Annotated in this window: 17 protein-coding genes and 1 pseudogene; 7 read left to right on the top strand and 11 right to left on the bottom strand. The window is 65.0% G+C overall.

Annotated elements, in window-relative coordinates:
• Positions 1–39: 39 nt before the first annotated feature.
• The 7 genes and pseudogenes from ACVWZT_RS22735 to ACVWZT_RS22705 all read right to left on the bottom strand — a co-directional run.
• Complete coding sequence (locus ACVWZT_RS22735) at positions 40–891, bottom strand: CAP domain-containing protein (RefSeq protein WP_457471544.1); 852 nt, start codon at positions 889–891, stop codon at positions 40–42.
• A gap of 194 nt (positions 892–1,085) precedes the next feature.
• Positions 1,086–1,697 (bottom strand): cell wall hydrolase, encoded by a 612-nt coding sequence (locus tag ACVWZT_RS22730; protein ID WP_457471543.1) that lies wholly within the window; start codon positions 1,695–1,697, stop codon positions 1,086–1,088.
• 34 nt (positions 1,698–1,731) lie between these two features.
• Positions 1,732–2,649, bottom strand: a complete 918-nt coding sequence (locus ACVWZT_RS22725) for an AEC family transporter (protein ID WP_457471541.1) — start codon at positions 2,647–2,649, stop codon at positions 1,732–1,734.
• 141 nt (positions 2,650–2,790) lie between these two features.
• The gene (locus tag ACVWZT_RS22720) at positions 2,791–3,654 is read right to left on the bottom strand and encodes a LysR family transcriptional regulator (RefSeq protein ID WP_457471539.1); all 864 of its coding nucleotides are present in this window, start codon (positions 3,652–3,654) and stop codon (positions 2,791–2,793) included.
• A 70-nt stretch (positions 3,655–3,724) separates the two neighbouring features.
• Positions 3,725–4,741, bottom strand: coding sequence for an ABC transporter substrate-binding protein (locus ACVWZT_RS22715; protein WP_296232090.1), 1,017 nt, complete (start codon positions 4,739–4,741; stop codon positions 3,725–3,727).
• Positions 4,742–4,850: 109 nt separating this feature from the next.
• Positions 4,851–5,606 (bottom strand): methyl-accepting chemotaxis protein, encoded by a 756-nt coding sequence (locus ACVWZT_RS22710; protein WP_457472137.1) that lies wholly within the window; start codon positions 5,604–5,606, stop codon positions 4,851–4,853.
• 102 nt (positions 5,607–5,708) lie between these two features.
• Positions 5,709–6,674: pseudogene (locus tag ACVWZT_RS22705) on the bottom strand (PDC sensor domain-containing protein); the annotation flags it as partial.
• 527 nt (positions 6,675–7,201) lie between these two features.
• Between ACVWZT_RS22705 and ACVWZT_RS22700 the strand changes: the two are divergent.
• A complete protein-coding gene (locus ACVWZT_RS22700) occupies positions 7,202–8,521 on the top strand; it encodes a Na+/H+ antiporter family protein (RefSeq protein WP_296232092.1) in 1,320 nt (439 codons plus the stop codon).
• 14 nt (positions 8,522–8,535) lie between these two features.
• On the opposite strand, the gene ACVWZT_RS22695 is transcribed toward ACVWZT_RS22700, so the two are convergent.
• The 3 genes from ACVWZT_RS22695 to ACVWZT_RS22685 all read right to left on the bottom strand — a co-directional run bounded on the left by ACVWZT_RS22695 (position 8,536) and on the right by ACVWZT_RS22685 (position 13,186).
• Complete coding sequence (locus ACVWZT_RS22695; RefSeq protein WP_457471538.1) at positions 8,536–9,543, bottom strand: FecR family protein; 1,008 nt, start codon at positions 9,541–9,543, stop codon at positions 8,536–8,538.
• Between the two features lie 176 nt (positions 9,544–9,719).
• Entirely contained in the window at positions 9,720–11,489 is a 1,770-nt protein-coding gene (locus ACVWZT_RS22690; protein WP_457471536.1) for an acyl-CoA dehydrogenase C-terminal domain-containing protein, read from the bottom strand.
• Between the two features lie 74 nt (positions 11,490–11,563).
• Positions 11,564–13,186 carry an acyl-CoA synthetase gene (locus tag ACVWZT_RS22685; protein WP_457471534.1) on the bottom strand — a complete coding sequence of 541 codons (1,623 nt, stop codon included), beginning with the start codon at positions 13,184–13,186 and terminating at the stop codon, positions 11,564–11,566.
• Between the two features lie 195 nt (positions 13,187–13,381).
• Between ACVWZT_RS22685 and ACVWZT_RS22680 the strand changes: the two genes are divergently transcribed.
• From ACVWZT_RS22680 to ACVWZT_RS22655, 6 genes are all read left to right on the top strand, one after another.
• The gene (locus tag ACVWZT_RS22680) at positions 13,382–14,788 is read left to right on the top strand and encodes a sensor histidine kinase (RefSeq protein WP_457471533.1); all 1,407 of its coding nucleotides are present in this window, start codon (positions 13,382–13,384) and stop codon (positions 14,786–14,788) included.
• Between the two features lie 11 nt (positions 14,789–14,799).
• Positions 14,800–15,429 carry a response regulator transcription factor gene (locus tag ACVWZT_RS22675; RefSeq protein ID WP_296232097.1) on the top strand — a complete coding sequence of 210 codons (630 nt, stop codon included), beginning with the start codon at positions 14,800–14,802 and terminating at the stop codon, positions 15,427–15,429.
• Between the two features lie 113 nt (positions 15,430–15,542).
• Positions 15,543–16,016, top strand: a complete 474-nt coding sequence (locus ACVWZT_RS22670) for a MarR family winged helix-turn-helix transcriptional regulator (RefSeq protein ID WP_225777527.1) — start codon at positions 15,543–15,545, stop codon at positions 16,014–16,016.
• Between the two features lie 30 nt (positions 16,017–16,046).
• Positions 16,047–17,240 (top strand): HlyD family secretion protein, encoded by a 1,194-nt coding sequence (locus ACVWZT_RS22665; protein WP_296232100.1) that lies wholly within the window; start codon positions 16,047–16,049, stop codon positions 17,238–17,240.
• Positions 17,237–18,772 carry a DHA2 family efflux MFS transporter permease subunit gene (locus ACVWZT_RS22660; protein WP_296232101.1) on the top strand — a complete coding sequence of 512 codons (1,536 nt, stop codon included), beginning with the start codon at positions 17,237–17,239 and terminating at the stop codon, positions 18,770–18,772. Before ACVWZT_RS22665 ends, ACVWZT_RS22660 begins: the two co-directional genes overlap by 4 nt.
• A gap of 127 nt (positions 18,773–18,899) precedes the next feature.
• Positions 18,900–19,646 (top strand): SDR family oxidoreductase, encoded by a 747-nt coding sequence (locus tag ACVWZT_RS22655; protein ID WP_296232102.1) that lies wholly within the window; start codon positions 18,900–18,902, stop codon positions 19,644–19,646.
• 9 nt (positions 19,647–19,655) lie between these two features.
• Here the strand turns inward: ACVWZT_RS22655 and ACVWZT_RS22650 are convergent, their stop codons facing one another.
• A complete protein-coding gene (locus tag ACVWZT_RS22650; protein ID WP_457471531.1) occupies positions 19,656–21,722 on the bottom strand; it encodes a PAS domain-containing protein in 2,067 nt (688 codons plus the stop codon).
• Positions 21,723–21,798: the final 76 nt, after the last annotated feature.

Here is a 21,798-nt window from a genome sequence, read left to right as displayed (position 1 = left end):
TACAGCATCGACGGTAGCCGCATCACCTGTGAACCTGGTTCATTGCGGGGCACCGAACACCCCCGTCCAGTAGATGCCCGCATCGCTTTTAGGATCCACCGCATAGGCAGCCCCCAGTTCACGGAACTCCGGATTCATCAGCGTGGCGCAATGCCCCGGGCTGTCCAGCCAGCCATCGACTACCTTGTGCGCGGTATCACGCCCTGCGGCGATGTTCTCGCCAATCTGCCGGTACAGGTAGCCGGCCAGTTCGGCCCGGTCACCGGGGGTACGGCCATCCTTGTCGATGTGGTCGAAGAAGTTCTGGTTGGCCATGGCCCGGGTGTGGTTGGCGGCGACGCCGGCCAATACCCCGCTCCAGCTCAGCGCGGGGGCGGCGGCAAACGGCTGGCCACCGCACTGGCGCGGCACCTTGCGCGCGGCATTGATTTCCTGAAGCACTTTCTGTCCTTCGGCCTGCCAGTCGCCCAGGCGGCCACTGAGCAGCGGCCTGGCCAGCACGATGCGCCACTCGCGGCCTTCCTGGCTGACGCCGATATCGACGAACTGCGGGTCAAGCACCACCTGGCAGAAACTTTCTTCGATGGCATGCATCGCGGCGCGCGCATCACGCGGCCCGGACAGGCTGATGGCTTGCACGTTGACCATGGGGTAGGCGGCGCGAGTCATGGCCTGCTGCAGGTCGCGGGTACCTTCTGGCGACAACGCCAGGCGGGTATCGCTGTTGAGCGGCGGCAGCTCCAGCGACGCTTCGCCACCACAAGGCTGGGCCTTGCTGCGGTAGGTATTGATCGAATCGATCAGTTGCGCCTCTTCGCCGGTGGCAGCCAGTGCACTGGTCGAGACGACCAGGGCCAGCGACAAGGCGGCAACGGATGACAGGACGCGCATGTGGATCTCCCTATGACTGGCAGCGTCGTGGTTTGCGCTGCTCATCCTACACAAGCCCGGGGCTTTTGGCCCGGGATCGTGCAAAGCAATGAAAACGCCGGCACTCGTTGCTGGCGGCAAAAGAGGGAGTAGACCTGCCAGCGCCGAAAAAGTGCGATCAGGCGCCTCATTGCCGTGACTGACCTGGGCGAGGTTCAGCGGGCCAGCGCCTGGTTTGGCTTATAGAAGAGAAAATGCCGTGTCTTGGCCGTCCTGCGATAGACCTTGGCCCAGTCCGGGTGCACGTTGCGATCATGAAAATACAGCGCGCCACCGGTGGTGTCTTTCAGTTGCTGGTTGAGCGCCTTGCGTGCGATCTCCTTGGCGATGCCGTAGCGCTGCGGCTCCTCCACCTGGTCGGGTCGCCCGTCGCACCACCAGGAGAACTGGCAGGCCTTGCTTTCGACACCCTGCTTGACCACGCCGCAGATGGTGTCCGGGAAGCCCTCGCGGCCCAGGCGATTGAGCACCACACTGGCCACGGCGGCCATGTCTTCGGCGTCGGCACCCTTGGCTTCCCAGTAGACGGTGCGGGCCAGGCAGGTGAGGCTGTCATCCAGCGGCGCCTGGCCGGCCGGGTCCACGGCCTGCGCCTCACCTGGGGTGAGGATTTCGGCCTTCCTGGGAGGTGGGGCGTCGTCCACCACTTTTTCTTCGAGTACTTCGGCCTTGTCCTCGGCGACGGCGGCCTTGGCCGCATCGGCCGCCTGCAAGGGGCCCGCGAGAAACGCCGAGGCCAGGCCGATCATTATCCAAGCAAGGCGCATGGGCACGCTCCCGATCTGTGGGCTGGTTCACAGTCTAGTCAAGCGTAAGCATGAGTACCAAGGGCAAGGTCGCGGCGGCGGCCACGGTCTGCAAGGCGATGATGGCCGCCATCAGCGGTGCGTTACCGCCCATCTGTCGGGCCATTACATAGGACGAGGAAGCCGTGGGCAGCGCCTGGAACAGCACCGCCACCGTCGCCGCCTGGCCACCCAGGCCGAGCAGCCGGCACAAGCCCCAGGTGGTCAGTGGCATGACCAAGAACTTGAACGCCGCTGCGGCCATCAGCGGGCGTACCTGCCGGCCAAGGCTGGCGCCGCCCAGGGCGGCCCCGACGCACAGCAGGCCCAGCGGCAGGGCGGCCTGGCCCAGGGCCTTTATCGTAGGTTCGAGACTGGCCGGCAGGCCCAGCCCGCTGGCACGTAGCAGCAAGCCGCCAGCGCAACCGATGATCAAGGGGTTGGCGAAGATCGCCCGTAGCACCGTGGCAGGTGAGCTATGGCGGGCACTGAAACGGGCGAACACCAGCACGCAAAGCAGGTTGACCAAGGGTACGATGGCGGCGTTGGCTACTGCAGCCAGGGCGATGCCGGCGCTGCCGTAGATGCCGGCTGCCAGGGTGGCCCCGATGTAGTTGTTGAAGCGGATGCCGCCCTGGAACACCGAGGTGAAATCGGCACCATCGTGGTTCATTGCGCCCTGGTACAGCACCAGCAGAAGCGCCCCGGCCAGGGTCGAGAGCATCAGCACGGCGACCATGCCCAGCACCGGCACGCCGTCGAGGTTGGCGCTGGCCAGGCCGTGCAGAAACAACGATGGCAACAGCACGTAGTAACTCAGGCGTTCGGCGCCAGGCCAGAAGCTTTCGGCGAGGAAGCCGCGCAAGCGCAGGAAGGAGCCCAGGGCAATCAGCAGGATGATCGGTAGCAGGGTGGTCAGCAGCAAGTGGAGCATGGTCAGTGTTCCATGGACGGGTACCAGGCACAGACTACGGGTCGCGACCGATCTGTAAAAACGTTGTTTTCTTCATTGACCGTTGAGAAAAACTGCATGTTGGCCGGCAAGCAGGCTTACGCAGCAGCAGCGGCCGCGATCTCAAGCTTCAAGCGCGGTCTTCAGCACTGCACTCAGATGGCGCCGCTGGCTTTTCTCATGCTCCAGCAACACCACCCGCCGTATCAGTTGCGGTTCGCCAAACGGCAAGCAAGTGGCCGGTGGCAACCGGGCAAGGTCCTCGTCAGCCATGGGAATGATGGCTACGCCCAGGCCCATGACGGCCATGCGTGCCAAGGCTTCCTGGCTGTCAAGCTCCATCTGTTCGCTCACTTGCAGATGCTGGCGGCGCAGTTCCTGTTCGATCTGTCGCCCGGCCCAGGCCCGCTTGTCGAAACGCAGGAACGGCTGGCTGGCCAGCAACTGCGCCACGCTGCGCCCGGCCAGCTCGGGGCTGGCGATGGCCCAGAAGCGGTCTTCGAACAGCGCTGTGAATTCCAGGCTCTGCGGGTAGGGACTGACCGGTTCGGTGGTGATCGCTGCATCGAGTTCGCCATCTTCCACGCGTCGCGCCAGTTCTGCCGACATGCCGGAGGCGACGCTGATGTGCAACTGCGGGTGGTGTGCCTTCAGCCACACCAGCGCTTTGGGCAAGCGCCGCGCCAGTACCGTATGGATCGCCCCCAGGCGCAGGCGGCCGCGCAGGCTCGGTCCGCTGGCCAGGGCGTCGGCCAGTTCGTCATAGGCAGCCAGGATGGTCTCGGCACGGGCAACCGCCAACTGGCCGGCCTCGGTCAGTGCCACTTGCCGGCGGCTGCGGTCGAACAGTGTCACGTGCAGTTCGTCTTCGAGGGTCTTGATGTGCAGGCTCACCGCCGAGGGGGTGAGGCTGAGCAGGTCGGCGGCACGGGCGAAAGTGCCGTGGCGGGCAATGGTCACCAAGGTGCGCAGGGCTTTGAGGGACATGCAGGTGGGTCCGGGCTGAACGGTCAGTGCTGCATTGTCAGGCCCGGCCCTGTAGCCGGCAAGCCGCTGCTCAGAGGCTAGCCTCGACCTTGCTAGCGACATCCGCAGGCAGCCAGGCTTTCCACACTTCGCGGTTGTCGCGCAGGAAGGCGAGGGCGGCATCACGGGGTGGGGTGCGCTTTTCGCTCATCTCGGCCAGCGCCTGGTTCAACCGATCGATGGGCAACTCGACCTGCTCGAACACCTTCACCAGCTCCGGGTAGTGTTGATGGAAGGCCTTGGACACCCCGATCGACAACTTCGCCGGCAGCGAACGGCTGCCTTTCGGGTTGGGGTTGCCGGCATCGGTGAGGGTGGCCCAGGCCTGGGCATCGAACGGCGGTTCTTCCAGGCGTATGAGCTTGTAGCGGCCCATCAACGGGGTCGGGTTCCAGTAATAGAACAGCACGGCTTGACCACGGCGGATAGCCGAGCCGATCTCGGCATCCATCGCGGCGCCCGAGCCCGTGCGAAAGTTGCTGTACAGCGTATCCAGGCCATAGGCCTTGAGTTTCTGGGTGTTGACGGTTTCCGAGGTCCAGCCGCTGGGGCTGTTCAGAAAACGCCCTTTTCCGGGCGATTCGGGGTCACGAAAAACCTGCGGGTAGCGCTTGAGGTCCTCGACACTGCGAAGATCGGGTGCCATGGGCTTCAGGTTGCGGGAAGCGTCGCCTTCGACCACATAAGCCGGCACCCACCAGCCTTCTTCGGCGTTTTTCACGGTATCGCCCAAGGCATACACTTCACCCGCCTGCTCGGCCTTGACCCAGGCGGGGCTGCGCCCGGCCCACTCCTCGGCTATCACCTGCAGGTCGTTACGGGCCAGCGCCACCTCCATGCTGACCGTGCTGCCGGGCAGGGTGTCGGTGGGGTATCCATAGCCACGCTCCACGATCAGCCGCAGGATTTCGGTGGTCAAGGCACCGCTTTCCCAGCCTATGGCGCCAAAGTGGATGGGCTCGCTGCGTTCAGCCGAGGCGGCGCTGTCGGTGCTGGCCAGGCCTACGGTGAGCAGCAGGCCGGCCAACAGTGTGGGGATCTTCTTCATCCAGGCCCTCGTCGGTTGCCGTTGAGTGGTGCGGCAAGTGTAGACGACCCGTCCGGTTGCCCGGCGACCACGAGGTTGCAGGGCCGGCGGGGGCCGGCCCTGCCTGCGGTCATACGCGGAACTGGTCCATCAAGGCCTGTTGCTGGTTGGCCAGGCTGTTCAGCGACTGACTGACCCGCGCCGATTCGTTGGCCTGCCCCGACAGCGACTCGGTGACGTCGCGGATGGTCGCCACGTTGCTGTTGATTTCTTCGGCCACGGCGCTCTGTTCCTCGGCGGCCGAGGCGATCTGCAGGTTCATGTCGGTAATCACCGTCACCGCCTGGCCGATGCGTTGCAGCGCAGTGACCGCCTGGCCAACCTGCTCGACACCACCCTGGGCCTGGCGGTGGCTGTTGTCCATCGCCCCGACCACTTCACGGGTACCGTTCTGCAGCGACTCGATCACCTGGCGGGTTTCTTCCACCGACTCCTGGGTACGCTGGGCCAGGTTGCGCACTTCGTCGGCCACCACGGCAAAACCACGTCCTGCCTCACCGGCGCGGGCGGCTTCGATGGCGGCGTTGAGTGCCAGCAGGTTGGTCTGTTCGGCGATCGAGCGGATCACCTCCAGCACCGAACCGATCTTCTCGCTGTTCTGCGCCAGGCCCTCGACCTCGGCCATGGCTTCGCTCATGTTGGCAGCCAGCGCATCGATACTGGTGGTCGTACGCTCGATCACCGCCAGGCCTTCGCGGGTCGCCTGGTCGGCGTCACGTGCGGCCTGGGCGGCCTGTGCGGCGCTGCGGGCGACATCCTGGGCGGTGGCACTCATCTCGTGCGAGGCGGTGGCCACCTGGTCGACCTGGCGGTACTGCTGCTCCATGCCGGCGCTGGTCTGCGTGGCAATGGCCGAAGACTGGTCGGCGGTGCCACGGGCAGCCTGCACCGAGCGCTTGACCTCGGCGATGGTCGGTTGCAGCTTGTCGAGGAAGCGGTTGAACCAGCCGGCCAGTTCGCCCAGCTCATCATGCTTCTGATAGGTCAGGCGGCGGGTCAGGTCGCCTTCGCCACTGGCGATGTCCTTGAGCATGGCCGCCACGCCGAGGATCGGCCGGGTCACGCCGCGGGCCATCAGCCACACCAGTAACAGGCCGGCAACTGCCGCGGCCAGGCCAAGGCCCAGCTCCAGCAGGGTGCCGCTGGTGTTCAGCGCGTCCAGTTCCTGCTTCAGCGCCTCGGCCGGCCCGGTCAGGGCATCTTCCGGCACATCCAGCAATACGCCCCATGGCTGGGCATCCGGGATCGGACGGAACGCTGCCAGCACTTTGAGGCGCTGCTGGTCGTGCAAGGTGGTCAACTTACCATCGGCCAGCGTGCGCACCAGTTCGGCGCCCTTGGCCGTATCGACCTGGTCGAAGCGCTGGGCCAGCTTGCTGGCGTCGGCGCTGTAGCCGGCCAGCAGGCCGACCGGGCTGAGGATGCCGACCGTGGTCCGGCCTTCGTAAAGGCTGCGGCTGGCCTCTTGGCTCAGGGCCTGCAGACTGTTGAGGTTGATGTCCACGGACAGGGTGGCGATCACCTTGCCGTCTACCCGCAGCGGGAAGACGATGCTGGTCATCAGTACCTGTTGGCCATCGATGTCATAGAAGTACGGTTCCACCACGCAGACCTTGCCGGATGTACGCGGGCAGACCCACCAGGTGTTGGCTGGCTGGCCGCTGGGGCCGATCTCGGTGTTGGCCATGTCGCTTTCCGGCAGGGCCATGGAAGTCAGTTGGCCGACCCGCGGCTGCGACCAGTACAGGGCGAAGCGCCCGGTTGCGTTGCTACCCAGGTCCGCCTTGCCGGCGAACAGGTTGTCCTTGTTGTCCAGCGCATTGGGTTCGAATACCAGCGACAGGCCCAGCAGGTCAGGGTTGGCCTGCAAGGCGGCGCGCACCTGGCGGGTCATGTCCTCGCGCAGGTCGAAGGCATCGAGAAAACGCTTTTCGGCCTGCTCACGCAGGAACAGCACCTGGCGGGCGAAGCCGGCACCGTACTGGTAGGCGTCCATGAACTGGCGGCGGATGTTCAGTGCCTGCACTTCGCCCTGCGATTCGATGCGCGACTGCGCCGACTCGGTGAGCATCTGCATGCTGCTGGCCTTGACCAGGTCCGAGCTGTGGTCCATGCGGTACAGCGACAGGCCGACGAGCAGGGTGACGATGCCGGCCAGGCAGAGACCGGCGAGCAGGGTAATCTTCCACTGGATGGAAAGTTGTCGCAAAGGCATGGGATGGGTCCCTTGTAATAGGAGTGTGGCTGACGACTGTGTCGGCTGGCGCGGCTTTTTCTTTATTCAAACGTTCAATTTAACCTTCCGGCCTGCCGGGTCTGCGCCAGGCATTGATGATTTGCCGTTACATGGCGCTTTTGACTTCTGTCGCCCAGTGCTTCAGAGTTCGCGCTTTTTTTCTGTCGCAATGAGGTAAAGCAACCATGAATGCAGTGATCGCCGCGGTCGGCATCATGCTGATACTCAGCCTGTCCCGCGTGCACGTGGTCATCGCCCTGATCATTGGCGCCCTGGCCGGTGGGCTGGTGGGCGGCCTGGGCATCGAGGGTACGCTGAAGGCGTTCAATGGTGGTCTGGGCGGCGGCGCCACGGTGGCCCTGTCCTATGCATTGCTGGGCGCCTTTGCCGTGGCCATCGCCAAGTCCGGCCTGGCCCATGCCCTGGCCGACCGCGCCCTGGGCATGATCGAGCGCCAGGGCCATGCCAATGGCGGCAAGGTCAAATGGTTGCTGGTCGGCCTGATGCTGGCAGTGGCGGTGTCGTCGCAGAACATCCTGCCCATCCACATCGCCTTCATCCCGTTGCTGGTGCCACCGCTGCTCTATGTGCTGACCCGCCTGCGCATCGACCGCCGGCTGATCGCCTGCGTCATCACCTTCGGCCTGATTACCCCGTACATGTTTCTGCCGGTGGGCTTTGGCAACATCTTCCTCAACGAAATCCTGCTGGCCAACGTCGCCCGCGCGGGCGTCGATGTGAGCGGCGTCAATGTCACCCACGCCATGGCCATTCCGGCCGCCGGCATGCTCGCCGGGCTGTTGCTGGCCGTATTTGTCAGCTACCGCAGGAAGCGTGACTACGACCTGGCGCGCATCGGGCAGGTAGAGCAGGTGAGCGTGCAGTACAACCCGCTGACGCTGCTGGTGGCCGGGCTGGCCATTGCCGCGGCGTTCATCGTCCAGTTGTGGCTGGACTCGATGATCATCGGTGCCATGGTCGGTTTCCTGATCTTCTCGCTGTCGGGCATCGTGCGCTGGAAAGACACCGACGACCTGTTCACCGAGGGCATGAAGATGATGGCCATGATCGGTTTCATCATGATCGCCGCCTCGGGCTTCGCCGATGTGATGAAAGCCACCGGCGAGGTGAAAAGCCTGGTGGAAACCTCGGCGCAGTGGATCAACCACAGCAAGGGTATCGGTGCCTTGCTGATGCTGTTGGTAGGGCTGCTGGTAACCATGGGCATTGGCTCGTCCTTCTCCACTGTTCCGATCCTGGCGGCGATCTTCGTGCCATTGTGCGTGCAATTGGGCTTCGACCCGTTGGCCACGGTGTGCATCGTGGGGACTGCAGGTGCCCTGGGCGACGCGGGTTCGCCTGCCTCGGACTCGACCCTGGGCCCGACCTCGGGGTTGAACGTGGATGGCCAGCATCACCACATCTGGGACACCGTGGTACCTACCTTCATCCACTACAACCTGCCGCTGCTGGCGTTCGGCTGGCTGGCAGCGATGACGCTGTAGGGCAGGGCGGGGCGTCAGCCCTTGTCGGGTGGTGGCGAGATGCGGTTGAGCACGGTGCTGCCATCCTTGCTGCGGGTCAGGTAGACCGGCAGCACCTTGGGCAGGTTGTTGACCAGGCGCCCCACCTCGCGGGTGTTGTAGATACCGCTGATGCGAATGCGCCCGGTGCTGGCATCGGCCAGCAGCAGCGGTGCATCGAGGTAACGGTTGATCATCGGCAGGGCCTGGGCCAGGCTCAGGTTCTCGAGCACCAGTTTGCCGTCGCGCCAGGCCAGGCTGTTGCCGTAATCGCCGCTCTGTTGCAGTTGCGGTTCGAAATCGCCCTGGCGATAGCTGGCCTGCATCCCCGGGCCGAGGCGGTAGCCTCCGTCATTGCCGTCGCTGGACACCAGTACCGAACCTTCCACCAGCGTGACCTTGACCTGGTCCTGGTACTTCCACACGTTGAACTGGGTACCGGTGACACGGGTCTGGCCACTGCCTGCATGCACGATGAAGGGGTGGTCGCTGTCGTGGCGCACCTTGAAGAACGCCTCGCCACGCTTGAGCGTGACCTGGCGCTGGTCCTTGTAGTTGAGGTAGGTGAGCTCGGTATTGAGGTTGAGTTGCACCGTGCTGCCATCGCTCAGTTCCACGGTCTGCATGCGCTCGCCGGCTGCGAAGTGCTGGTAGTGGTTGGGCAGCCAGCCTTGTTCCCAGCCCACCCAGCCAGCCAGCGGCAGCACCGCCAGGGCGATGGCGGCAGCAGACGCCAATGGCCGCCAGCCGCGCCGGCGCGCCTGCTGCTGGACGGCCGGGTTGAAGTCGATGACGGTGGCGTTGCGTGGCAGCAGGTCGGCGGTTTGCCAGATCTCCAGCATTGCCTGGTATTCCTCGGCGTGCTGCGGGTTGGCCGACAGCCAGCGGCTGAACGCCTCACGCTCGGCGACCGAGCAGTCCTCGGCGTGCAGGCGCATGCACCAGTGCGCGGCGGCTTCGGTGATGGCATCGTCTGGGCTGGGGGCGTGGCGGTCGTGGTTCATTGCGGCTCCGGGTTTTGCGCATTCTACCCTTGGCGCAGGGCTCCCGAGAACCGAGGTAATGGCGAGTGACTCCCAGTTGTGTTGGTTTTTCGTCGGATTGGCAACGGTTTTCCAGCGTTTGAGAACCCTTCGCGGCAGAACTACGGGCTTCCTTGCAGTCCCGCCGGGCCGGGCGATCAGAATTGTTCGGCTGTCATCCCATAGAGACTGGCGCTCCCTGCACGAATGCTCGCCTCCAGGCCCAAGCCACGCGGCAGCACCCGCTGGAAGTAGAACTGCGCACACGCCAGCTTGGCCTCATGGAACGCGCCATCCTCGTTACGCTTGGCCAGCGCCACCGCGGCCATCCGCGCCCACATGTAGGCATACGCGGTGAGCCCGAACAGTTGCAGGTATTCCACCGCCACGGCACTGACCAGGTTGGGTTCGTCGCCGGCCCGCGAGCGCAGCCAGGTGCTGGTCGCCTCCAGCCGCGCCAGGCTCGTTTGCAGGGCTTCACGGTGCAGCGGCGCGTCGAGGCTGAAGGCGCGTACCTCGGCAGCAAAGCTGGCCAGTGCCTGGCCGCCGTCGGCCAGCACCTTGCGCCCGAGCAGGTCAAGGGCCTGAATGCCGTTGGTACCTTCATAGATCTGGGCGATGCGCACGTCACGCACGCGCTGCTCCTGGCCCCATTCACGGATGTAGCCGTGGCCACCATACACCTGCTGGCCGAGCACACAGCTTTCCAGGCCGTTGTCGGTGAAGAACGCCTTGGCCACCGGCGTCAGCAGCGCCACCAGGCGCTGTGCGTGCTCGCGTTCGCCGGCGTCGGCGGCGTAGCGCGCCAGGTCCAGCTGTTGGCCAACGTAGGCGGCGAACGCCCGGCCACCTTCGGTGAGGGAGCGCATGGTCAGCAGCATGCGCCGTACATCACCGTGCTGGATGATCGGGTCGGCCACCTTGTCCCTGGCCTGCGGGCCACTGGCGGCACGGCTTTGCAGGCGCTCATTGGCATAGCGGGCGGCGCTCTGGTAGGACGCTTCGGCACAACCGATACCTTGCAGGCCGATGGACAGGCGTTCGTAGTTCATCATGGTGAACATCGCGGCCAGGCCCTTGTTCGGCTCGCCCACCAGGTAGCCGACCGCGCCGTCGAAGTTCATCACGCAGGTGGCCGAGGCCTTGATGCCCATCTTGTGTTCGACCGAGCCGCAATGCGCGGGGTTGCGTCGGCCCAGGCTGCCATCGGCCTCGACCAGGTACTTGGGCACCAGGAACAGCGAAATACCCTTGGCTCCGGCAGGTGCGTCGGGCAGCTTGGCCAGCACCAGGTGGATGATGTTCTCGGTCAGGTCCTGCTCGCCGCCGGTGATGAAGATCTTGCTGCCGCTGATGCGGTAGCTGCCGTCGGCCTGGGGTTCGGCGCGGCTGCGGATCAGCCCCAGGTCGGTGCCGGCATGGGGCTCGGTGAGGCACATGGTGCCGGCCCAGCGGCCTGCGTACAGGGGCGGCAGGTAGGTAGCCTTTAGCGCTTCGCTGGCGTGGGCATCGATCGCCAGGCAGCTGCCGGCGCTCAATGCCGAATACAGGCTGAAGCTGCAGTCGGCGGCATAGAGCATTTCCTCGAAGAGCACGCCGAGCATTTTCGGCATGCCCATGCCGCCATGCTCGGGGTTGCCACCCAGGCCGACCCAGCCGCCTTCGCGGTAGGTGTGCCAGGCCTCACGGAAGCCATCGGGAGTGGTGACGGTGCCGGCCTCGAAGCGCACGCCTTGCTCGTCACCGTTGCGGCTGAGCGGGGCGATCAGCTGGCCGGTGACCTTGGCCGCTTCCTCGAGGATGGCATCGGCGGTTTCGGCGTCGATGCGTTCGGCCAGGGCCGGCAGGCGGGCCCACAAGGCAGGGGCGTTGAACACATCATGCAGGACGAAGCGCATGTCGCGCAGGGGGGCGGTATAGGTGGTCATCGCGGAACTCTTGAAAGATGGGCAATCTGGGCTGGCCTGGTCGCAGGTAAAACCGCGAAAAGGCCGCCAGGGTTTCAGAGGGCCTTGGCCCGGTCGCGCAGCACGTACTTCTGGATCTTGCCGGTGGAGGTTTTCGGCAGTTCGCCGAACACCACGGTCTTCGGCACCTTGAACCCGGCCAGGTGCTCGCGGCACCAGCCGGTGATGTCGGCTTCGCGAGTGTCTTCGCGGCCGGGCTTGAGGGCGATGAAGGCGCATGGGGTTTCGCCCCATTTTTCGTCCGGGCGTGCCACTACCGCGGCTTCCAGCACGGCGGGGTGCTTGTACAGGGCGTCCTCGACCTCGATGGTGGAGATGTTCTCGCCGCCGGAGATGATGATGTCCTTCAGCCGGTCCTTGATCTCGACATAGCCGTCGGCATGCCACACGGCCAGGTCGCCGGTGTGGAACCAGCCGCCACGGAAGGCTTCCGCGGTCGCCTCGGGGTTTTTCAGGTAGCCCTTCATCACGGTGTTGCCGCGCATGAAGATCTCGCCCAAGGTATTGCCGTCGCGCGGTACCGGCTCGAGGGTCTGCGGGTCGGCGACCATCAAGCCGTCGAGGGTCGGGTAGCGCACGCCCTGGCGTGACTTGATCCGCGCGCGGTCTTCGAGCGCAAGTTGGTCCCATTCGTCATGCCAGGCACACACGGTCACCGGGCCATAGACTTCGGTCAGGCCATAAGTGTGTGTCACCCGTATGCCCATTTCCTCCACGGCACCGATGACCTTGGCAGGTGGTGCGGCGCCGGCGACCATGGCCTGCACCGGGTGCTCGATGGCCGCCTTGGCCGCCTCGGGCATGTTGACCAGCGCGTTGAGCACGATCGGCGCACCGCACAGGTGGCTGACCCGGTGTTCGCGGATCAGGTTGAGGATTTTCTGCGGGTCGACCCGGCGCAGGAAAACGTGGGCGCCGGCCAGCGCGGTGATGGTCCATGGGTAGCACCAGCCGTTGCAGTGGAACATCGGCAGGGTCCACAGGTACACCGGGCGATGCCCCATGGCCCAGGTCATCTGGTTGCCCAGGGCATTCAGGTAGGCGCCACGGTGGTGATAGACCACGCCCTTGGGGTTGCCGGTGGTGCCGGAGGTGTAGTTGAGCGAAATCGCCTGCCACTCGTCGTCGGGCCATTGCCAGGCAAATTCCGGGTCGCCTTCGGCGAGGAATGCCTCGTAGTCCAGTGCGCTGAGCGCACGGCCTTCGCCGTACTCCGGGTCATCCACATCCACCACCAGTGGCGGGTGTTCGAGCAAGGCCAGGGCAGCCTCGATGACCGTGTGGAACTCGCGGTCGGTAATCAGCACCTTGGCCTCGCCATGTTGCAGCATGAAGGCGATGGCCTCTGCGTCCAGGCGAACGTTCAGGGTGTTGAGCACGGCGCCGGTCATAGGCACGCCAAAGTGGGCCTCGAGCATGGCCGGAATGTTCGGCAACATCACCGCCACGGTATCGCCGCGACCGATACCCCGGCCTACCAGGGCGCTGGCCAGGCGTCGGCAGCGCTGGTAGGTTTCCTGCCAGTTGCGGCGGATGGCTCCGTGAATCACTGCGGGGTAGTTGCCGTAAACGGCAGCGGTGCGCTCGATGAAACTCAGCGGGGTGAGGGCGACATGGTTGACGGCTGCGGGCATCAGGCCCTGGGCATAGATCGACATGCAGTAGTCCTGTAAGGGAGGCAGGCGCAGCCAGTGCGCTGGACCCCCGGTGGCTGATTGTTAGCTCTGTTCAGGGTGCAGGGTGGCGGAATGTTAGACCGCTACCCTTGCCGCATTTTTACGCGAGTCGCTATGGTATTAGGAATATAGACTATAGCAATATAGTAGAACTACTAGAGCAACGAGCCGTTCACTGTGAACAAGACCGCCTACCCATTGCTCGCCAAGGACCCCCAGCCCAGCCTGATGCTGGCGGGTGATGCCAGGCCGCTGGCGCTCAACCCGGCAATGCAGGCGTGGCTCGATGACGGCCCCGCACTGGCCAACTGGCTGCCGGCCAACTGTGCCGCCTTGGTGCGCGCCTGCCTGCGCCAGCACCGGGCAATTGCCGACGTCGAGGTGCAGGTCGGCGAGCGCATCGTGTTGTGGAACTTCATCCCTGACGATCAGCGCCAGCAAGTGCTGGCGCGTTGTCGCGATGCCAGTGACGAGCGCCACGGTGCGCGCGAGGCCAGCCGCGCCCGGCGCCTGTACCGGCTGATCATCGAGAACACCACCGACCTCATTTCCCGGCACAGCCCTGATGGCCGTTTTCTCGATGCCTCGCCGGCGGCATTCCGCCTGCTCGGCCTGTGGCCCGAGCAATTGCGCGGCATGGCCGTACACAGCCTGCTGCACCCGCGCGAACGCCGCCAGGTGCTGCGTCAGGCCGCGGCGGCCCTGGACCAGGATGGTTACCACACCATGACCTGCCGGGTGCGCTTGGCCGCAGGCGGCTACCGCTGGTTCGAGATTGCCAGCCGGGCGATCCGCGAAACCTACACCGGCGCGGTGGTGGAGGTGGTCAGCGTGTCCCGCGACATCACCTTGCGTATCGAGGCCCAGGAGAGCCTGGCGCACAGTGCCCGCTTGGCCACCTTGGGCGAGCTGGCTTCAGGTATCGCCCACGAGATCAACCAGCCGCTGGCCGCCGTGGTCAACTATGCCAATGCCAGCCAGCGCTACCTGCAGGGTGTGGCGCACGATCCGCAGGCGTGCGAGCGGGTCGGGCAGGGCCTGCAGCGCATCAGCGAGCAAGCCACCCATGCCGCCGAAGTGATCCGCCGTCTGCGCGCCTTCCTGCGCAAGGGGCCGCGCCGCCTGCAGGCGCTGGACGTGGCCGAGGTGGCCGGTGAAGCCATGCGCCTGTGTGCCTGGGAAGCTGCGCGCGACCAGGTGCTGGTGGAACTGCGCATGAGCGCGCAACTGCCCTCGGTGTACGCCGACCGGGTATTGCTGGAGCAAGTGCTGCTCAACCTGCTGCGCAACGCCATCGAGGCCAACCGCGAGCAGCACGGCGAGCGGCCGTCGCGTATCCTGCTGAGCGCCGCGCGCGATGGCGACGGCGTGCTGGTGGAAGTGGCCGACCAGGGGCCGGGCGTAGCCCCCGGGCAACTGGATGAAATCTTCACGCCGTTCACCACCAGCAAGGCCGATGGCCTGGGCCTGGGGTTGAGCATGAGTCGCAGCCTGATCGAAGGCTTTGGCGGCAGCCTGTGGGCGCGGGCCGGTGACAAGGGTGGGCTGGTGCTGTGCTGCCGTCTGGTGGTCAGCAGGGGATAAGGAGAGGCGCAGTGCAAGCGAAAGTGTATGTGGTCGATGACGACCAGGGCATGCGGGATTCGACCGTGTGGCTGCTGCAGTCGGTAGGTTTGCAGGCCCTGCCGTTCGCCAGCGGGCAGGCGTTTCTTGACGCCTGTGTTGATGACGGGCCTGCCTGTGTGCTGCTGGACGTGCGCATGCCGGGGCTGGGCGGGTTGGCGGTGCAGCAGGCGATGCGTGAACGCGGCCTGGCACTGCCGGTGATTTTCGTCAGTGGCCATGCCGATGTGCCGATCGTGGTGCGGGCGTTCAAGACCGGCGCCTGCGATTTCATCGAAAAGCCGTACAACGACCAGTTGCTGCTCGACAGCGTGCAGGCCGCGCTGGAACGGGCCGGGCGGGCGCGCCAGGACGACCAGGCACTGGCTCAGGTACAGGCGCGTATCGATGCCCTGACACCACGCGAGCGCGACGTGTTCGTGCCGTTGGCCCAAGGCTTGAACAACCGCGAGATTGCCGAGCGGCTGGGCGTTAGCGTGAAGACCGTTGACCTGTACCGTGGCCGGGTGATGAAACGCTTGCAGGCGCAAAGCCTGGCCGAGCTGGTCGGCATTGCCATTGCCTGCGGTGCGGTGCAGGCGTTGGGCCTGCGTGCCCTGTAGGAGCAACCGGCGGGCAGGCACCGGCATGAAATATTTCATAGCCTGCTAATCAAAGCTTTGACATTCACTGCCTAAGCAGTAATATTTTTACACACTTACCCGAGCAGTCGCTGATGGCCCATTTCACCCCAGACAACTTCCAGACCTGCGCCATCGGCATGCTGCTTGGCCGCGCGGCGATCCTCAAGGACCGCATCCTCGACTGGCACCTTGAATCCGAGGGCGTCACCGCCGCGCAGTTCAAGGTGCTGATCATCGTCACCCAGTACCAGGTGGATACCCCGGCCGAATTGTGCCGCTACCTGGGGCTGGACAGCGGTTCGATGACCCGCATGCTCGACCGCCTCGAACAGAAGGAACTGATCGTGCGCAATCGCTGCGCCGACGACCGTCGCCAGGTGCGCCTGGCATTGACTGCCGACGGCCAGCGCCTGGCCGACCGGCTGCCGGAAATCGGCGCCGCCGCCATGAACGAATTGTGCGGCGCGCTGGACGCCGAAGAACTCAAGGCTCTGGAGGGCCTGTTGGCCAAGGTGCTGCTCGCTGCCGGCGACCCGTTGACGATCCGCCGCTTCGGCGATCGCTGAACCCTGTCACGCATTTTCCAAGGTACTGTCATGGCCACTTCCGTAGACACCCCGTCTCCCACCGCAGCACCCGAGTCATCGCGCAAGCGCAAGGCCTGGCTGCTAGGCCTGTTGTTGCTGGTGATCCTGGCCGCTGTTGGCGCCTGGGCCTGGTATAGCCTGGTCGGGCGTTGGCACGAAAGCACCGACGATGCCTACGTCAACGGCAACGTGGTGGAAATCACGCCGCTGGTCAGCGGTACGGTCACCAGCATCGGAGCCGATGACGGCGACCTGGTGCATGCCGGCCAGGTGCTGCTGCAATTCGACCCGGCCGACAGCGAAGTGGCCTTGCAGTCCGCCGAAGCCAGGCTGGCGCGCAGCGTGCGCCAGGTGCGCGGCCTGTACAGCAACGTCGACTCGCTCAAGGCCCAACTGCAAACCCGCCAGGCCGAACTGCGCAAGGCTCAGCAGGATTTCAACCGACGCAAGGTGCTGGCCGACAGCGGTGCGATTGCCGCTGAAGAGCTGTCCCATGCCCGCGATGACCTGAGCGTGGCCCAGGCCGCGGTCAACAGCGCGCGCCAGCAACTGAGTACCAGCAGTGCACTGGTCGACGACACCGTGGTGTCCTCGCACCCCGAGGTGATGGCGGCCGCTGCCGACCTGCGCCAGGCTTACCTCGACCATGCCCGTACCACCCTGGTCGCGCCGGTGACCGGCTACGTGGCCAAGCGTACCGTGCAGCTGGGCCAGCGCCTGCAGCCTGGCACTGCGACCATGGCGGTGATTCCACTGGATCAGGTGTGGATCGATGCCAACTTCAAGGAAACCCAGTTGCGTGACATGCGCATCGGCCAGCCGGTGCAGGTCAGCGCCGACCTGTACGGCAGCGAGGTCAAGTACAGCGGCACGGTCGACAGCCTTGGCGCCGGCACCGGCAGTGCCTTCGCCCTGTTGCCAGCGCAGAATGCCACGGGTAACTGGATCAAGATCGTCCAGCGGGTGCCGGTACGCATTCACCTCAGCCCCGACCAGCTCAAGGAGCACCCGCTGCGTATCGGCCTGTCCACCGTGGTCGAAGTCGACTTGCATGACCAGAGCGGCCCGGCACTGGCTCAGCAGCCACCCCAGCAGGCCAGCTATACCACCCAGGTCTATGATCGCCAGTTGGTCGAAGCCGACCACCTGATCGCCCGGCTGATCCACGAAAACAGCGCCCCCGGCAAGACGGCGCAGCGATGAGCAATACCGCCGCGGCCCAGTTCACCCCGCCGAGCCTGCTGCTGACTACCATCGGCCTGTCGCTGGCAACGTTCATGCAGGTGCTCGACACCACCATTGCCAACGTGGCCCTGCCGACCATTTCCGGCAACCTCGGGGTGAGCTACGAGCAGGGTACCTGGGTCATCACTTCGTTCGCGGTGAGCAACGCCATCGCCTTGCCCCTCACCGGCTGGCTCAGCCGACGGTTTGGCGAGGTGAAGCTGTTCATCTGGGCCACGCTGCTGTTCGTGCTGGCCTCGTTCCTCTGCGGGATTGCCCAGTCGATGCCGGAACTGGTCGGTTTTCGCGTGCTGCAGGGCGTGGTGGCCGGGCCGTTGTACCCGATGACCCAGACGTTGCTGATCGCGGTGTATCCACCGGCCAAGCGCGGGATGGCCCTGGCATTGCTGGCGATGGTGACGGTGGTGGCGCCGATTGCCGGGCCGATCCTGGGCGGCTGGATCACCGACAGCTACAGCTGGCCATGGATCTTCTTCATCAACGTGCCCATCGGCCTGTTCGCCGCAGCCGTGGTGCGCCAGCAGATGCGCAGCCGGCCGGTGGTCACCAGCCGCCAGCCGATGGACTATATCGGCCTGCTGACGCTGATCATTGGTGTCGGCGCCTTGCAGGTAGTACTCGACAAAGGCAACGACCTGGACTGGTTCGAGTCGTCGTTCATCGTGACCGGCAGCCTGGTTTCGCTGGTGTTCCTGGCGGTGTTCGTGATCTGGGAGCTGACCGACCGCCACCCGGTGGTGAACCTGCGCCTGTTCGTGCACCGCAACTTCCGGGTCGGCACCCTCGTGCTGGTCGGCGGCTATGCGGGATTCTTCGGCATCAACCTGATCCTGCCGCAGTGGTTGCAGACGCAGATGGGTTACACCGCCACCTGGGCGGGCCTGGCGGTGGCGCCGATCGGCCTGTTGCCGGTGATCATGTCGCCGTTCGTGGGCAAGTACGCGCACCGTTTCGACCTGCGCGTGCTGGCGGGGCTGGCATTTCTGGCGATCGGTACCAGCTGCTACATGCGCGCCGGGTTCACCAGCGAGGTGGACTTCCAGCACGTGGCCTTGGTGCAACTGTTCATGGGTATCGGCGTGGCACTGTTCTTCATGCCGACCCTGAGCATCCTGCTGTCCGACCTGCCGCCGCACCAGATCGCCGATGGCTCCGGGCTGGCGACCTTCCTGCGGACCCTGGGCGGGAGTTTTGCGGCGTCGTTGACGACCTGGATCTGGATTCGCCGGGCGGACCAGCACCATGCCTACCTGAGCGAACATATCAGCCAGTTCGACCCGGCGACACGGCATACCCTGGAGCAACTGGGCGGGGCCAGCCCGCAAAGCTATGCCCAGCTGGAGCAGATGCTCAACGGCCAGGCCTACATGATGTCGACAGTGGATTACTTCACCCTGATGACCTGGGTGTTTGCCGGGTTGATCCTGCTGGTGTGGTTTGCCAAGCCGCCCTTTACCGCCAAGGCGGGGCCGGCGTCGGCGGGGCATTGACACGGGGGGCTTGGCTTGTGCCGTTGGGTGGGGCGGATATCGAGCGCCATCCAACCCCCTTCGCTGTTCCCATACCGTCTGTTTTCCCCTATCGTCGGACCTCCCTTTTCCAACCTTCGGCAAGTCCATGGAGAACGTCATCGTCATCACCGGTGCCAGCCGTGGCATCGGCGCCGCCACAGCGCTGCTGGCCGCCCGCCAGGGCTACCGCATCTGCATCAATTACCACGCCGACGACCAGGCCGCGAAGAATGTCCTCAACCAGGTTCGCGCCCTGGGCGCCGAGGCCATTGCCGTGCGTGCCGACGCCAGCGTCGAGGATGAAGTCATACAGCTGTTCCGGCGCGTCGACGAGGCACTTGGCCCAGTCACCGCGCTGGTCAACAATGCCGGCACCATCGGCCAGCAGAGCCGGGTCGAGGAGATGTCCGAGTTTCGCTTGCTCAAGGTCATGAAAACCAACGTCGTCGGCCCCATGCTCTGCGCCAAGCACGCCCTGCTGCGCATGGCGCGTCGACACGGCGGGCAGGGCGGGGCCATCGTCAACGTGTCGTCAGTGGCCGCACGCCTGGGCTCGCCCAACGAATACGTGGACTACGCCGCCTCCAAAGGCGCACTCGACACCTTCACCATTGGCCTGGCCAAGGAAGTAGCAGGCGAGGGCGTGCGGGTCAATGGCGTTCGCCCGGGTTATATCCATACCGGGTTCCATGCGCTTTCCGGCGACCCCGAGCGTGTCAGCAAGCTTGAATCCGGCTTGCCCATGGGCCGTGGCGGGCGCCCTGAGGAAGTCGCCGAGGCCATTCTCTGGCTGCTTTCGGACAAAGCCTCGTATTCCACCGGCAGCTTCATCGACCTGGGCGGCGGGCGCTGAGCCCGCCGGTCAGCCATCCAGTAGCATGCGCACCCGTTCGGCCAGCACTTGCAGCTCGAACGGTTTGGTCAGCACCAGCGTACCGTGCAGCAACTGGCCGTCAGTGAGCGCTGCGCTTTCGTCGTAACCGGTGATGAACAGCACCTTGAGGTCGGGGTAGCGCTCGCGGCAACGTTCTGCCACCTGGCGGCCATTCAGGCCACCCGGCAGGCCGATGTCGCTGAGTAGCAGGTCTGGACGCTCGCCGTCCTGCAGGTGGGCAAGGGCGGACGGGCCGTTCTCGAATGCATCGACCCGATAACCCAACTCCTCCAGCACTTCGCAGACCACCAGGCGCAAGGCGACCTGGTCTTCGATCAGCAGGATACGCTGCGCGTCCGGGCTGCGTTGCTCTGGCAGCGTGCCCTTTGCCACGGCGGCCGGCGCTTCAGGTTGCTCGTGGTGGCGCGGTAGTAGCAACTCGATGCGGGTACCTTCGCCAAGTGTCGACAATAGCCGTAGCTGGCCGCCGGATTGGCGCACGAAGCCGTAGGTCATCGACAAGCCCAGGCCAGTGCCCTGGCCCATGGGCTTGGTGGTGAAGAAAGGGTCCACTGCGCGCTCGGCTACCTCCGGCGTCATGCCGTTGCCGTTGTCGGTAACGCTCAGCCGCACGTATTCACCGGCTGGCAGTTCCATTGCGCGGGCCTGCTCCTCGTCCAGCACCAGGTTGTCGCCGTGAATCTCGATCGCGCCACCGCCGGGCATGGCATCGCGGGCATTGATGCAGAGATTGAGCAGGGCGCTTTCCAGCTGCGGTGGATCGATGAAGGTTGGCCACAGCTGGCAGGGAAAGCGGCTGGTCAGGTTGATGGACGGGCCGATGGTGCGGCACAGCAGCTCCTCCATGCCTGCCACCAGCGTGGCCACCTGCGTGGCACAGGGTTGCAGGGTTTGCTGGCGGGAAAACGCCAGCAGCCGGTGCACCAGCGAAGAAGCCCGCTGCGCCGAGCCGCTGGACAGCTCCAGCAACCCTTCCAGGCTATCGAAGCGCGACTGTCGCAGGTGCTGGCGCATCAACTCCTGGGCCCCTAGGATGCCGCCCAGCAGGTTGTTGAAGTCGTGGGCGATGCCGCCGCTGAGCTGGCCTACCGCTTCCATTTTCTGCGCCTGGCGCAGGGCCTCTTCGGCCTTGGCCAGACGTTCTTGCTCCTGCACCCGTTGACTGATGTCATAGGCGAACAGATAAGCGCCCTTGATCTCGCCGTCATGGTCACGCAGGGCGTTGAAGCGCAGCTCGTAATGGCGTTGCCTGGGTGCCTGGCCAAATGCGCCTGTCGCGACGAACTGCTCGCCCGCCAGCGCGCGTTGCCAGAGTGGCAGGATCGGCGTCTGCTCGGTGTAGTCGTGGTTGATCAGCCCGGGCATGTAATCGCCGACTTCCGGCGTTTGCCCGTACAGAAGCCGGAAATCGTGCCTGGCCTGCCGGTTCACAGCCAGCCAGCGCATATCCTTGCCGATCACGTGCACGTTGACCATGCTGTGATCGACCAACTCGGCAAACAGCCTGCGTTCTGCCAGTGCGGTGCTTACCCGTTGCTCGAGCTCCTGGTTCAGGCGCTGCAAGGCCTGTTCTGCCCGTCGTCGTTCGGTGACGTCCTTGAACAGCACGGCCACTTGGCGCTTCTCGGCGGGTTCAATGCGGAACGTGGTAATGGATAACACGCGCCCGGTGGCAACCAGTTCCTGTTCGAAGTGCAGGGGTTCGCCCGTGCGCAGCACAGCGCCATAACGTGCCACCCAATCATCCGCCTCGTCGGGTACCATTTCGCGCAGCTTCTGCCCGACCACATCGGCAATGCCGGCATGTTTGGCGTAGGCGGCATTGGCCAGCACGTGCACATAGTCACTGAGCGGGCCATGCGGGCCGTCGAAGAATTCGATGACGCAGAAACCTTCGTCCATGGTGTCGAACAGCGAACGGTAGAAGTCCTGGCCGTGGTCCTGAAGGCTGGAAAGGCGTGCTTCCAGCAGCGCATTGTGCCGTTGCAGGTTTTCGACTTGTTGGCGCAGGTTGAGCAGTTCGCGTTGAGGCATGCCGACATCCGACAAAAGGTAACGCCCAGACTGTAGCGCGTTCACCCGCACACGGATAGCCGCTCAGCGTGGCTGC

The organism is Pseudomonas sp. TE21394 (genome assembly GCF_054057835.1).
Note: the sequence above shows the minus strand (reverse complement) of the source record. Positions and strands in the feature narration are given on the sequence as shown.